Origin of the sequence: Hafnia alvei, assembly GCF_964063325.1 — a bacterium.
Classification (GTDB): Bacteria; Pseudomonadota; Gammaproteobacteria; order Enterobacterales; family Enterobacteriaceae; genus Hafnia; species Hafnia alvei_B.
The window spans coordinates 4,859,627-4,873,592 of record NZ_OZ061315.1; the positions used below are offsets into that span (position 1 = coordinate 4,859,627).

15 protein-coding genes are annotated in these 13,966 nt (G+C 49.2%); 5 read left to right on the top strand and 10 right to left on the bottom strand.

From position 1 onward, the window contains the following. Positions 1 to 313 precede the first annotated feature (313 nt). The 3 genes from AB3Y96_RS22520 to AB3Y96_RS22530 all read left to right on the top strand — a co-directional run bounded on the left by AB3Y96_RS22520 (position 314) and on the right by AB3Y96_RS22530 (position 2,751). Complete coding sequence (locus AB3Y96_RS22520) at positions 314 to 1,147, top strand: ABC transporter substrate-binding protein (protein WP_025797372.1); 834 nt, start codon at positions 314 to 316, stop codon at positions 1,145 to 1,147. A 127-nt stretch (positions 1,148 to 1,274) separates the two neighbouring features. Next, complete coding sequence (locus AB3Y96_RS22525; protein WP_367300252.1) at positions 1,275 to 2,015, top strand: amino acid ABC transporter permease; 741 nt, start codon at positions 1,275 to 1,277, stop codon at positions 2,013 to 2,015. Position 2,016: 1 nt separating this feature from the next. Continuing rightward, a complete protein-coding gene (locus AB3Y96_RS22530) occupies positions 2,017 to 2,751 on the top strand; it encodes an amino acid ABC transporter permease (RefSeq protein ID WP_367300253.1) in 735 nt (244 codons plus the stop codon). Between the two features lie 2 nt (positions 2,752 to 2,753). Here the strand turns inward: AB3Y96_RS22530 and yieH are convergent, their stop codons facing one another. Both yieH and adeD read right to left on the bottom strand, forming a co-directional pair. Next, complete coding sequence (gene yieH, locus AB3Y96_RS22535) at positions 2,754 to 3,419, bottom strand: 6-phosphogluconate phosphatase (protein WP_367300254.1); 666 nt, start codon at positions 3,417 to 3,419, stop codon at positions 2,754 to 2,756. Positions 3,420 to 3,490: 71 nt separating this feature from the next. Next, positions 3,491 to 5,266, bottom strand: a complete 1,776-nt coding sequence (gene adeD, locus AB3Y96_RS22540; RefSeq protein WP_367300255.1) for an adenine deaminase — start codon at positions 5,264 to 5,266, stop codon at positions 3,491 to 3,493. 219 nt (positions 5,267 to 5,485) lie between these two features. Here adeD and AB3Y96_RS22545 point away from each other — a divergent pair, with 219 nt between their 5' ends. Beyond that, complete coding sequence (locus AB3Y96_RS22545) at positions 5,486 to 6,823, top strand: NCS2 family permease (protein ID WP_040045281.1); 1,338 nt, start codon at positions 5,486 to 5,488, stop codon at positions 6,821 to 6,823. A gap of 156 nt (positions 6,824 to 6,979) precedes the next feature. Here the strand turns inward: AB3Y96_RS22545 and AB3Y96_RS22550 are convergent, their stop codons facing one another. After that, complete coding sequence (locus tag AB3Y96_RS22550) at positions 6,980 to 7,546, bottom strand: NADPH-dependent FMN reductase (protein WP_072308145.1); 567 nt, start codon at positions 7,544 to 7,546, stop codon at positions 6,980 to 6,982. A 99-nt stretch (positions 7,547 to 7,645) separates the two neighbouring features. Further along, complete coding sequence (locus tag AB3Y96_RS22555; protein WP_072308146.1) at positions 7,646 to 8,380, bottom strand: 4'-phosphopantetheinyl transferase superfamily protein; 735 nt, start codon at positions 8,378 to 8,380, stop codon at positions 7,646 to 7,648. 345 nt (positions 8,381 to 8,725) lie between these two features. Here AB3Y96_RS22555 and AB3Y96_RS22560 point away from each other — a divergent pair, with 345 nt between their 5' ends. After that, positions 8,726 to 9,274, top strand: a complete 549-nt coding sequence (locus AB3Y96_RS22560; RefSeq protein WP_367300364.1) for a TVP38/TMEM64 family protein — start codon at positions 8,726 to 8,728, stop codon at positions 9,272 to 9,274. A gap of 34 nt (positions 9,275 to 9,308) precedes the next feature. Here AB3Y96_RS22560 and mnmE read toward each other — a convergent pair whose 3' ends face one another. The 6 genes from mnmE to AB3Y96_RS22590 all read right to left on the bottom strand — a co-directional run. Next, positions 9,309 to 10,673, bottom strand: coding sequence for a tRNA uridine-5-carboxymethylaminomethyl(34) synthesis GTPase MnmE (mnmE, locus tag AB3Y96_RS22565; protein WP_025797354.1), 1,365 nt, complete (start codon positions 10,671 to 10,673; stop codon positions 9,309 to 9,311). Between the two features lie 146 nt (positions 10,674 to 10,819). Beyond that, positions 10,820 to 12,454: a membrane protein insertase YidC gene (gene yidC / locus AB3Y96_RS22570; protein ID WP_072308147.1), complete on the bottom strand. Its 1,635-nt coding sequence runs from the start codon at positions 12,452 to 12,454 to the stop codon at positions 10,820 to 10,822. A 1-nt stretch (position 12,455) separates the two neighbouring features. Then, positions 12,456 to 12,713, bottom strand: a complete 258-nt coding sequence (gene yidD, locus AB3Y96_RS22575) for a membrane protein insertion efficiency factor YidD (protein WP_008815724.1) — start codon at positions 12,711 to 12,713, stop codon at positions 12,456 to 12,458. After that, on the bottom strand, positions 12,677 to 13,036 hold the full coding sequence (gene rnpA / locus AB3Y96_RS22580; RefSeq protein WP_004093963.1) for a ribonuclease P protein component: 360 nt from the start codon (positions 13,034 to 13,036) through the stop codon (positions 12,677 to 12,679). Before rnpA ends, yidD begins: the two co-directional genes overlap by 37 nt. Positions 13,037 to 13,051: 15 nt before the next feature. Next, positions 13,052 to 13,192 carry a 50S ribosomal protein L34 gene (rpmH, locus tag AB3Y96_RS22585; protein WP_025797346.1) on the bottom strand — a complete coding sequence of 47 codons (141 nt, stop codon included), beginning with the start codon at positions 13,190 to 13,192 and terminating at the stop codon, positions 13,052 to 13,054. A gap of 586 nt (positions 13,193 to 13,778) precedes the next feature. Continuing rightward, positions 13,779 to 13,966 (bottom strand): hypothetical protein (locus AB3Y96_RS22590; RefSeq protein WP_367300256.1); only part of this gene is annotated, 188 nt, incomplete at its 5' end.

Here is a 13,966-nt window from a genome sequence, read left to right on the forward strand (position 1 = left end):
GAGACCGGTCGGCCAAACAACGCGGTAAAAAGCGCGTGAGTTGAGAGTCCCCGCGCAACGGAACTCTCATCGGACGCCTACGCCAGTGGCTTCATGGAGACGTCTATGCAGATAGGCGTACAAAACCTTTCACTGTTTGAACATAGAAGGTTTCTTCACCAGAGCAAACCTCACCCGCTTAAAACAAATTCATCTATCCATATCCTCTAATAGTATTTCCAGTTCTATGTGGGTTAAGCGTAATTTAATCCTGTCGCTAAAAATAAAGCCGCAAAAACATACTTCTGGGCACAATACCTTTAGGAGCTTTTCCATGAAGCAACGCGTTCTCGTTCTGTCCTTGTTAGCCAGCCTTTCCGCTGTTTCTGGTTTGGCTCACGCCGATAAACTCGATGATATTCAAAAGGCTGGCGTTGTACGTATCGCCGTTTTTGATAGCAATCCACCGTTTGGTTATGTCGATCCCCAAACCAAAAAGCTGGTGGGTTATGACGTAGACGTTGCCGATGCCATTGGTAAAGCGTTGGGGGTGAAAGTTGAACTGCGTGCCACTAACCCTGCGAACCGAATTCCACTGTTAGCGTCTAAAAAAGTCGATTTAATCGCTGCGAACTTCACCATTACGCCAGAACGTGCCAAAGAGGTGAATTTCAGCGTGCCGTATTTCCGTACGGGGCAAAAATTCATTGCCCACAAAGGCGTGCTGAAACAGCCTGACGATATTGCCAAGCTGCGTATCGGCGCTGATAAAGGCACCGTGCAGGAAATTACGCTACGCGATAAATACCCAACCGCTAAAGTGATCTCCTACGATGACACGCCGTTGGCGTTTGCTGCGCTGAGAAACGGTAACGTTCAGGCGATTACCCAAGACGATGCCAAATTGGTTGGGTTGTTAGCCAATGTGCCGGAAGCAGCAAAAGCTGATTTTGAAATATCACCTTTCAGCATCACCAAAGAGTATCAAGGCATTGGCTTGCCAAAAGGCGAAGATCGTCTGACGACTAAAGTGAATACCGTGTTGGAAGGTCTGGAGAAAGATGGTCAGGCCGAGAAGATTTACGATCGCTGGTTTGGCCCAGAAACAAAATCTGCCCAGCCACGTGGTGATTTTAAAATTGGCCCTGTTGATATCAGCAAGTCCTAATCAATTCTGAATAAGTGCGGCCGCGCTGCTGTGTCTAGGCGTGGTCGCATTTCCCGTATGACTTGGAATAGCTGTTATCGAGGCAGCTATTCCAAGTGGTTTGGGAATATCGCGATCGGTGAGCATGATGAACGGACAATCTTTTTACGATGTAATTCTGGCGCCGCAGTATCTGCATTGGCTGTGGTCTGGGTTTCTGATTACGCTGGTTATATCTGCGTGTACGGTCGTTCTTGCTACCCTTCTTGGCCTGATATTAGCGGCGCTACGTGATAGCCCACAGCGCTGGCTGAGTTTGCCCGTTGTGGCCTACAGCTCGGTTTTCCGCAACACGCCGCTGCTAGTTCAGCTCTTTTTCTGGTACTTCGGCGCAGGACAGCTTCTACCTTCCGCTGTGATGCAGTGGCTAAATGCGCCGCATGAATGGGTGATAGGCGGATGGACTCTCGCATGGCCGTCGTTTGAGTTTTTGGCCGGTTTAGTTGGCCTGACGCTGTATTCCGCAGCGTTTATTTCTGAAGAGATCCGCGCAGGAATTCGCGGTGTGGCAAGCGGGCAAAAACAGGCCTCGCAGGCGCTAGGACTAAGCCTCTGGCAAAGCATGCGTTATGTCGTGCTGCCGCAGGCGGTGAAGATTGCTCTGCCACCGTTGTTAGGCCAGTACATGAATATCATCAAGAACTCGTCATTAACCATGGCCATCGGTGTGGCTGAGCTTTCGTATGCTTCACGGCAGGTGGAGACTGAAACGCTAAAAACATTCCAAGCGTTTGGCGTAGCGACCCTGTTGTACGTTTTAATTATTGCGCTGATGGAAGGCTGGGGAATGTGGTATCAGCAGCGTCGACGGATGCAGGAGCGCTATTAGAATGGATTTCACCGTTATTCACGATAACCTCAGCTATCTGCTGTGGGGGCAGTTTCCTGATGGTCCCTTAGGGGGGGCCGCGTTAACGCTGGTGATAAGCCTGATTGCAGGGTTGATTTCTGCCGTGTTGGGCACGTTGTTGGGGATTTGTTTGGCGATGTCGCGCGGTTGGCTGGGCGCTGCCTTGGCAACGGTGCTGGGATTTTTTCGCGCTATTCCGGTTATCATGCTGATCTTCTGGACTTACTTCCTTCTCCCAATCGTCTTTGGCGTTGATATTCCTGAGATTACCACGGTAGTTTGCGCGCTAGCATTGATCGCCTCAGCCTATCTGGCGCATGCCGTTGCGGCTGGTATACATGCTGTAGGGCGTGGACAATGGCAGGCAGGGCTTTCTCTGGGGTTAAATCGCTGGCAGGTTTTGGGTAATGTGGTGTTGCCTCAGGCTCTGCGAATGATGGTGCCGTCGTTTATTAATCAGTGGATTTCATTAATTAAGGATACTTCGCTGGCGTATATTGTGGGCGTGGGTGAACTGACGTTCTTAGCTACGCAGGTTAACAACCGCAGCATGGTGTATCCGATGGAAGTGTTTATGTTTGTAGCGGGTGTCTATTTCGTGATGTGTCTTGCGTTGGATTTGGCTGCCAACCAGCTGAGCCGGCGTTTTACGTCGCAAAATATCGTGGTAAAACGCCGCTGGTGGCAGTTGAAACCTGCGTTACCTGCAAGCTAAAACTATTTGGTCAGCGACCAACCACGTTCACGCCATAACTCTGGCAATACGCTGAGATCGTCAAAAGAGGTCACCAGCGGATGCTCAATGACCGGATTATGTGCGTCGCCGCAGTAGTAGAACACTGGGATACCGGCGGCAATGCCCGATTTCACGCCTGATGGTGAATCATCCACTAAAATACACTCTTTAATATCTACGCCCATCTCTTTGGCTGCGTGGAACATCAGGTCTGGGTCGGGCTTCCAGCTCTGGATATCGTAGCCGCTGTAGAGTCGGTCACCAAAATAGTTGAGCATTCCGGTTGAACCCAATGAGTTTTGCATTTTGCTGACAGGTCCGTTGGACGTGGTGCACATGGGAACCGTTATCTGTGACAGCAACGATTCTGCATGGGGAATCGGTTTCAGTTCGGTGGCAAACAGACGGGCGACCTCATCGCGGTAAATTTGCTCCATTTCATCACGATCGGACTCAAAAGCATGTTCTTGTTTGATGCGCTCGATGATCTCGTACAGCTTAACGCCTTTGAATTCCTTGAAAACGCGATCCAATGACAGATGTACCCCGTAGTGGGCGAACATATGAACGTAAGCTTTGCTGCACAGGTATTCACTGTCGACCAGCGTGCCGTCACAGTCGAAGAAAATACAATTGATAGATGTCATTGGGCTTCCTTGTTTTTCATGGCAAACAGCAGCCTAGCGCTGCCGTCGTCAGAGATAAACCAGTGCCCAGTTTAATCACTTAAGGCAGAAAAGCGAGTCTCAGTAAATGCGAAGCGATCGACATCAAATAGCCCTAAGCTGGTTAATTTCAATGAGGGGATGACCGGCAATGATAAAAACGCCATCTGAATAAACGGTTCATTTAGTGTCACGCCACATCGGCGACAGGCATTTTTCAGATGGGTGATATCATCGGCGATCTCTGCCGCAGGTTTGTCACTCATCAAGCCTGCAATAGGCAGCGAAAGATGGCTTTTCACCTCACCTTCATCGACAACGCATAAGCCCCCACCCTGTGAAATCAACTGATTAACGGCGATAGCCATATCGCGCGCATGATGACCGATCACCACGATATTATGGCTATCATGGCTTACGGTTGCAGCCATGGCCCCGCGTATAAGACCAAAGTTTTGCAGCAAACCTAAAGCGGGTGGTTTTTGATGACCGTAACGTTCCATGACCGCAATTTTGCATACGTCGTCGTGATCGAAACGCTCGCCCTGCCAAATAACGGGCAGTTCGCAGGTAATCAGTTCATTTGGGATCACCTGTATTGCCCGATAGCGTTCGCCGATTTCCAATGGAAGCGTTAGTGCAGATTCATCAACCGGCGTGCGTTGAATAGTATTTTGCGTCGGTGGCTGGGTTTGCTGGTAACGCTGTTCGCTGGTTGCTGTGAGTTGTTGGCCATCAACCCGCTTTCCTCCGGCAATGACCTGCTGAATTTCAACTTGTTGTACATCATTGAGTATCACGATATCCGCTCTTTTACCTGGGGCAATAAGACCCAGACGTTTTAAGCCGAAATGCCGTGCTGGAGACCAGCTTGCGACGCGGTAGGCAACGTGAACCGGTATGCCATGCTGATTGATTAGGCGATGAATGAGGGCGTTGATATGGCCTTCATGCGCAATTTCCCACGGATTACGATCGTCGGTACAGAGCATGCATTGTGGGCTACTGAACTCATTAATCAGCGGCGCTAGCGTATCCAGATTGCGCGCAGCGGAGCCTTCTCGCATCATGAGCGCCATACCCAGAGACAGTTTTTCGCGCCCTTCCTGCAGCAGTAGAGTTTCGTGGCAGTTTTCTACGCCTGCCGCTAGATACCCGTTAAGGTCTTTGCCGCTTAGCATGGGGCTGTGGCCATCAAGGGTTAAATGGCGAAAGGCGTCCAGTTTGTCCATGATGTCGCCGTCTCCAGCAATAACGCCGGGAAAGTTCATCATTTCCGCCAGCCCAAGGACGTGCGAATGATCGCGGTATTTCAGCATTTCATCTAAAGGAAACTCGGCTCCGTTGATGTCGCTTCCCGCAAGCGCTGGTACGCATGAGCTGATTTGTACGAACTGATTTTGTTGAGCCTGTTCCGCACAGCGTAAAAACCATTCCAACCCTTGCTTACCCATTACGTTCACAATCTCATGAGGATCGCAGACGATGCTGGTGACGCCCAGCGGTAAGGTTGCGCTTTCAAACGTTATTGGCGTCATCATGCTAGATTCAATATGCAGGTGAGAATCAATAAATCCCGGTACCGCAATAGCGTTATTGGCGTCAATCCGGCGATGGGCTACGGCACCTGCATAGGCGGGGCCGACGCCGGCAATATTTGCACCGCAAATGACGATCGGACCCAGCAGTTCGCCACCGTTTATCAGATCGAGAATGCGAACATTGTCAATAATGCAGTCAGCTGCTTCATCGCCGCGTGAAACGGCCAGAAGGCGGATCATTTCCTCACGCGAAAGCGATTGCGTATGCTTATTATTTATTCCTTCCATGTTAATTTCCGCTCCTTGAAATTGTTTTTATCATATTGATATTAATCTGTTTTTATTTATATAAACGCATTATATGAGAGCCTAAATAGGTCTACGTGACACCGCTCACTAAAATGACGAGTAAAAAAACATCTAGAAATCTGTGTGACGGGGATCATTATTTAGCTCTTTTGGTATAGGATACTCTCCCAAAGCCAATATCCATCCGGATTTAATAGAATGAATAATTCAACTTCAAACTCTGCTCAAGGGCAGGGGCTGTTTGAGCGTGTCTTCAAATTGCAGGAGCATGGCACCACCGCAAGGACTGAGGTGATCGCCGGTATCACCACGTTTTTGACTATGGTGTATATCGTCTTCGTCAACCCGCAAATCCTCGGCGCTGCAGGCATGGATACACAGGCTGTATTCGTTACCACCTGTCTGATCGCTGCTTTCGGTAGTATCTTCATGGGCCTGCTGGCTAACCTACCGGTAGCGCTGGCTCCTGCTATGGGGCTGAATGCCTTCTTTGCCTTTGTCGTCGTTGGCGCTATGGGGCTGACATGGCAGGTTGGTATGGGCGCTATTTTCTGGGGTGCCGTTGGCCTGTTGCTGCTGACTATTTTCCGCATCCGTTACTGGATGATTGCGAATATCCCAATGAGCCTGCGCGTGGGTATCACCAGCGGTATTGGTTTGTTTATCGCGATGATGGGCCTGAAAAATGCCGGGATCGTTGTGCCGAACAAAGATACGTTGGTTGCCGTTGGAAATCTGACCTCTCACAGCGTTTTGCTGGGGGCTTTGGGTTTCTTTATCATCGCGATTTTGTCATCCCGTAGCTTCCATGCCGCCGTATTGGTATCCATCGTGGTGACTACGCTTATCGGCTGGGCACTGGGCGATGTGCAGTATTCCGGTTTGTTCTCCATGCCGCCGAACGTGACCAGCGTCGTAGGTCAGGTTGATTTATCTGGGGCGTTAAACATCGGTCTGGCAGGCGTGATTTTCTCCTTCATGCTGGTAAACCTGTTTGACTCATCAGGCACATTGATTGGTGTAACGGATAAAGCAGGGCTGGCAGACAAGAGCGGTAAATTCCCACGCATGAAACAGGCGCTGTATGTCGATAGCATCAGCTCCGTCGTAGGTTCTTTTATTGGTACGTCATCGGTGACGGCTTATATCGAAAGTACCTCTGGAGTTTCCGTGGGCGGGCGTACAGGCTTAACTGCGGTAGTCGTCGGCATTCTGTTCCTGCTGGTGATTTTCCTTTCGCCGCTGGCGGGAATGGTTCCTGCTTATGCTGCGGCAGGCGCGCTGATTTATGTGGGCGTATTGATGACGTCTAGCCTGTCTCGCGTGAAGTGGGATGATTTGACTGAAGCCGTACCGGCGTTTATCACCGCGGTCATGATGCCGTTTAGCTTCTCGATCACGGAAGGTATCGCGCTTGGCTTTATCTCTTACTGCATTATGAAGTTAGGCACCGGCCGCTGGCGTGAAATCAGCCCATGCGTGGTGATTGTGGCGCTGCTGTTTGTGCTGAAGATTGTATTTGTTGATGCGCATTAATCGCGGTTAAGCCCCTTCTGACATCCCGTTTGCTGGGATTATTAGCCTCTCTCTTCTCAGAGAGAGGCTGGGAAGGGGTTTTTTAGTTCTACTTACCCATTCACTTCTCTATCAATCAATTCTCTATCAATCAATTCTCTATCAATAACTTATCTATCAACCGACGCGGCGTACATAATCTGCAAATGCAGACAGCTGTTTGCCTAAGAACTCAATGGTTGAAGCATCCGTTAATGTGCCCTTCTGTTCATCCACTTTGCTCTGGATCACGCCGCCCATAAACTCAGGTTTATTCATCACCTGAGAGTCTAAGAACACCAAAATCTGGCGCAGATGATACTGGCAGCGTGCACCGCCAACCGGCCCCATTGAGCTGGTCTGGATTGCCACAGGCTTTCCAGCTAACGGTTGATTTGGCAGACGAGAGATCCAATCGATAGCGTTTTTCAGGCCACCCGGAACAGAGTAGTTATATTCGGGGGTGACGATGATTACGCCATCAGCCTGACGAATTTGCTCGGCAATTGCCTCAATTTGAGCAGGGAAGCCTTCATCCTGTTGGCGATCTGCGTCATAGAGAGGGATATCGCGAATAGAGGGTAAAGCTTCAATGGTTACGCCTTCAGGCGCTAAGCCGGGCAGAGCATTGGCGACGATCCCATTGTAGGAACCTTTACGTAGGCTACCGAGTAAAGTGACAATTTTCAGTGGTTTATCTGACATAAGTTCTCCATTTCTTGATGTAATTTAACCGGATATGTAGAACTCATCTTAGATCAATAATCAATCATAGAGTAGATAAGTTGTTATCAGACTTATCATTTAAGCCGTTTGTATTGGTGCGTTGCTGGTAAAACGCAAATAGGAAGTGGACTCTTTTAGCTCAGCTTGTTTCTCTGCGGTGATATTGAGCAACTGGTTTTCTTCTTGATCCATCAGCCAATAATTGAGCTGTCCTAACGTGGGCGATTTACTGCATGCCCACGCGATCTCGCCCTGTATTGCGCTAATGGTTTCGACCTGCGGCGTTACCGTTGAACGCAGTTTTCCTGCACCCGGTAAAAGGCGTAGCGTTTGTAAACCGCTGGTACCCAGCCCTGAGATCTTAAGAACCGATTCACGAATAGCCCAAAGCTGGGTTGTTGCTTCCAAACGATCGGCTTGTCCATCGATCCAAATTTTTTCGCCGCTGGTAATATATTGCTGCTGAAGGTGAATAAAGCCGCCCTGACGCGCTCGGATAATCTCGACGTCCATGCCGACTTTCCCATTGGTGCCAAGCATCAATGCGATGACACCGCCAGCATACCCCAAGCTAAAATCGGGAAGCGTTGGATCAACAAAGCACGGCCTGCCACTGGGCGCAACGGCCAAGCGAGGCAGTTTTTCATAGCCATAAAGTTGAAACATAAGCTCTGCCAGCAATGCTCGGCCATGTAAAAAACGTTCACGGCGTTTAGGTGAGTAGTGAAGTGAGGTGGTGATCAGATCGTCGGTGAGACGATGTACGTCTAAAGGTTGGTTGGATAAATACCACCAAGCAAAATGATTATCCATAGTCGCTCCCTGATTTACGGATGAATTGGCGGATATACGTAACGTACTAACTATAGCGTAAGCGCTTTCGCTCACGAGATTATTTATCTTCGTCAGATATTTAGTAACTCGATTTTGTGTGAACTGTGCAACAGCGCACTGATTTAACTAACAAATTTAACGCTGGCCATGACCGTAAACGGTTATGTTTTGGTAAATATCAAGTAGAACAAGGAGTTGGAATGGTGATGCAAAAGAAGTCTTAAACGGGGTATCGGCCTGCTGGTTTTGGTGGCTCTGATTATCCTTTTACATAACAGCCCTCTAGCCGAAGTGTTATCGCACGTTGAAACGTTACAACAATGGGTGAGTTCGCATGGCTGGTGGGGAGTTTTGGCTTACATATTGTTGTTTGTTATCACTTCGCTATTCCTGTTCCCAGGAAGCGTGTTAGTTATCGCTGGCGGTGTCGTTTTCGGGGTGTTTTACGGAACGCTCATCTCATTATTTGCCGCCACGTTGGCTTCTTCGCTCTCTTTTTTGTTAGCCAGATACTTAGGACGCTCTTGGTTATTACGCCGTTTTGGTGGAAACCAAAAATTTGAGCAGATTGAGCGAGGCATTCAACGCTATGGTGTGGATTTTTTGATTTTTACCCGCCTGATTCCGCTTTTTCCCTACAATATTCAAAATTATGCTTACGGGTTAACGGCGATATCTTTTTGGCGCTACAGCGTAGTTTCTTGCTTAACCATTCTGCCGGGAACGTTCATATTCACATTTATGGCCAGTGAATTGGCTGAAAATGGGATTACGCTAAATGTAACGCTAAAACTCTTCTTGTGCGGCGCGCTGTTGTTTGTTTTGACACAGGTAACGCGTAGCGTTTTCAGGAAGCGGTTTAGTAAAAAATAAAACCCGCCACTGGCGGGTTTTTGAACAGAAGTAATCACTTACCAATGCAGAAACTTGAGAAAATGCGGCCCAGTAAATCATCTGAGGTGAATTCGCCGGTAATCTCACTGAGCGCCTGCTGAGCAAGACGTAGCTCTTCAGCCAGTAATTCACCTGCATAAGCGCTTACAAGCTGTTCCTTGCCCTGCTCAAGGTGTTCTGCGGCGGTCTCAAGCGCCTGAAGGTGACGGCGACGAGCTAAGAACCCACCTTCCATATTGCTGGTAAAGCCCATGCTCTGCTTGAGATGGTCGCGCAGAACGTCGATGCCTTCACCGGTTCGCGCAGAGAGTCTAATAAGTGAGTAACCATTTACTTCGCTGAGTCCCAGCGCTTCGCCGGTCATGTCGGCTTTGTTGCGTACTACGGTAATCGGCAATGTTTTTGGCAAACGAGCCATAAACTCAGGCCAGATGCTGGCGGGCTCAATAGCGTCAGTTGTAGTGCCATCAACCATGAACAGTACGCGGTCGGCCTGTTCGATCTCATTCCATGCACGTTCGATACCGATGCGTTCAACTTCGTCGCTGGCTTCGCGTAAACCTGCGGTATCAATGATGTGTAGCGGCATGCCGTCGATATGAATGTGTTCACGTAGGACGTCACGCGTTGTACCCGCGATGTCGGTGACGATAGCGGCTTCGCGTCCTGCAAGTGCGTTTAACAGGCTGGATTTACCGGCGTTCGGGCGGCCAGCAATCACCACTTTCATCCCTTCACGCAGCAAACTTCCCTGACGCGCTTCGGCACGCACGGCCTGCAGCTCTCCCATAACGCCGTTTAGCTGTGCTTCAATTTTACCGTCTGAGAGAAAATCGATCTCTTCGTCGGGGAAGTCGATAGCGGCTTCAACAAAAATACGCAGATGAGTCAGCGCTTCCACCAGCTGATTAACGCGATTGGAGAATGCGCCTTGAAGCGAATTTACCGCTGAGCGTGCAGCCTGTTCGGAGCTGGCATCGATGAGGTCGGCAATTGCTTCGGCCTGCGCTAAATCGAGTTTGTCATTGAGAAATGCGCGCTCAGAGAACTCTCCCGGGCGGGCAATGCGGACTTCTGGCATCTGTAGAATGCGTTTTAGTAGCAGATCGAGGATGACAGGGCCGCCATGGCCTTGCAGTTCAAGAACGTCTTCACCGGTAAAAGAGTTTGGGCCGGGGAAGTACAGCGCGATCCCCTGATCCAGCACGCTGCCGTCTGTATCTTTAAACGGTAGGTAATCCGCATAGCGCGGCTTAGGTAATTTACCCAGCAACGCCATAGCGACTTCTTTAGCCTGACGTCCTGATACGCGCAGAATGCCTACGCCGCCGCGCCCCGGTGGGGTTGCTTGGGCAACGATGGTGTCGGATTGGCTCATAGTCATACTCTCTCGTTACTAAATTGAAATTCGTACCCACCATAGACCTTCATGCTGAGACGACGATAGGTCAATGAGGTCATAAAACAGGGCATAAAAAAAGGCGGTCAATTGACCGCCTTACTCAACTCATATCATCGCGTGGATTATGATTTTTTCTTGTCGCGGCTGTGTAGACCACGTTTCTCAAGACCACGGTAGATCAGCTGTTGCTGGAGGATGGTCACCAGGTTGCTGACGATATAGTACAGCACCAGACCTGATGGGAACCACAAGAAGAACACCGTGAAGATGACCGGCATAAAGGTCATGATCTTTTGCTGCATCGGGTCAGTGACTGTGGTTGGCGACATCTTCTGAATGAAGAACATCGTGATACCCATCAGAATTGGCAAGATGTAGTACGGGTCTTGTGCGGCTAAGTCATGGATCCACAGTGCGAACGGCGCTTGACGCAGTTCCACAGAGCCCATCAGCATGTAATACAGTGCCAAGAAGATAGGCATCTGAATTACCAGCGGGAGACAACCACCCAGCGGGTTAACTTTCTCTGATTTGTACAGCGCCATCATTTCTTGGCTCATGCGCTGTTTGTCGTCACCAATACGCTCACGCATTGCGGCCAGTTTCGGCTGCAGCATACGCATTTTCGCCATGGAGGTGTACTGCGCTTTAGTCAGCGGGTACATGATGCCACGAACGATGAAGGTGATAACGATAATCGAGAAGCCCCAGTTACCGATAAAGCTGTGAATGAACTGCAGCAGCTTAAACAGTGGCTGAGAAATGAACCACAACCATCCGTAGTCTACGGTCAAGTCCAAGTGAGGTGCTACGGCAGCCATATCACTCTGGATTTCAGGACCAACCCACAGGGTTGCGTTCAGGTTTTTCTCGGTGCCAGGAGCAACAACGACAGGTTCAGCTTTAAAGCCAATCGTTGAAAGTCCGTTACCCAGATTAGCGGTGTAGAACTGGTTGGTACCGTTTGTTGCTGGGATCCATGCGGTTGCAAAGTATTGCTGCAACATGGCAACCCAACCGCCTTTAGTGGTGATATTCAGCGGGTCTTTATCAAACGCGTATTTCTGATATTTATCATCGCTTGAAGAATACGCCGCACCACGGAAGGTATGCAGAGCAAAGTTGTTGCTGCCGGTATCTTTGTGTTTTGGCAGGTCGATAGACTGCTTCAACTGACCGAACAGAGTCAGATCCAACGGCTGTGCGCTGGCGTTCTTAACGTTGTAGTCCACGCCAATTGCGTAGTCACCGCGTTTAAGAACGAAGGTCTTGGTATAGACCACGCCGTCTTTCGCCGTGTACGTCAAAGGAATACGCAGCTCGTCCTGACCATTGACCAGTTCGAAGCTGGTTTGATCGGCGGCGTACAGAGGACGGTCACCGTTAGCTGGATTGTCTGGACCATTTTTACCTGTCAGACCGCTTTGAGCCTGATAGATGAAGTTTGGTGTAGTTTCTAACAGCTGGAAAGGCTGGTCAGAACCTAAAGTAGCTGGATACGCCAACAGGTTAGCCTGTTCGATATCACCACCACGGGTGTTAATGGTCAAAGACAGTACATCTGTCTTAACCGTAATCATTTTACCCTGGCCACTTTCTGGCACAGCCTGGCTAGATGCATCGGCTGTCGTGGTGTTCGCGGTCTGTCCTGCGGTCTGAGCGGTTGGCTGCGGATTGTTATCCGTTTGCCATGCTTGCCAGATCATGAAAGACACGAACAGCAGAGCGATGAGGAGTAGATTGCGTTGCGAATCCATCTTAATGTTCTCTGTTATCGTCAGTTTTCGGCGGCACGGGATCATCACCACCTGGGTTCAAGGGGTGGCATTTTAATACGCGTTTCAGTGTCAACCAACTGCCTTTTATCATCCCAAACCTGCTCAATGCCTCAATTCCGTACTGTGAGCAGGTTGGTCTGAAACGACAATGCGGTCCGAGCAGCGGACTAATGAAAAGCTGATACCCGCGTATCAGCTTTATTAGGATACGCGAGCTTGCCGACAATGACGACGCCATAACTTTTCCAAAATCTCTGTCAGCGCCCGATTATCGAGCTCCTGAACCCCTTTTTTAGCAATTACCACAAAATCCATGGCAGGCAGCGAATGTTGGCTTAAACGGAAGCTCTCACGCGTTAGGCGTTTGATCCGGTTACGCTCATGCGCACGCTTGACATATTTTTTGGCGACTGTAAGACCGATGCGGGGATGCCCCAGCGTGTTCATACGGCCGAGTATGGTAATTTGAGGAGTGCCGGCTCGTTGCGGTTGCTGGAAGACGAAATTGAAATGATTGGGAGTTAACAAACGTAACTCCCTAGGAAATGCTAGCTTAACCACAGAGGGTTAGCTTTATTACTTAGAAACGGTCAGACGAGTACGGCCTTTCGCACGACGGCGGGCCAGAACCAGACGACCATTTTTGGTTGCCATACGAGCACGGAAACCGTGTGAACGGTTACGTTTCAATACGGACGGTTGGAAAGTGCGTTTCATAGCGATTTCTACCTAAACTTAAATAATTACTGATCAGTAAACGCGTTTGGCTACTCGGCGTGAGAACGACCGACGCCTCAATCGCATATATAAAGAGGCGGGATTGTAATAATTGTACAGTCCTGAGTCAATTCTCATCGCAAGATAGCTCAACCGAATTTCACTAACGTGAGCCTCAATCACCGTCGCATCCCTAAATAGTCCCTAAGAGATACATAGGTTTGAGGCCTGTAAAAGTGACGAAAAAAAATCACTAAACAGAACTCAGGCGCAACGCGTGGGTGGGAAATTATACGGACTCCCTATCAAAGCGCAAGGATCTAACCAAGATCCTTCTTGATAAAGTGTAGATCCGTGATGATTTTCTCACCCGCAAAATCCGAAAATAGTGGATCTGTGGGCTGTTTAACGCTGGACAAATGGCTTAAAAGCTTAAACTCGCTTTCTGAATCTTGCCTGTGGATAAAAACGATCTAATCTGTGCAGAAGGGGAGGATCTTCTGTGCGTTTTAGGCTATGATCCGCCATTCCGATTGCGATCCAGATCTCTGGTGCGTTGGAGATAACGAAATTTAATACATCGCATTTAAAAGCGATTCGTATGTGATGGTTTGCTTGTGGGTAACCTGTTTATGATCTTTTCATTTATTAAGATCCCAGCATCTTTTGCGCGGAACAGTGCCTTGACGAGGTTCAAACGATCACGTGCGTCAAAAAAAGTCAGTCTAAGTATCCTATTCATTTCTTTTTGATCTTGTTCGAGTGGAGTCCGCC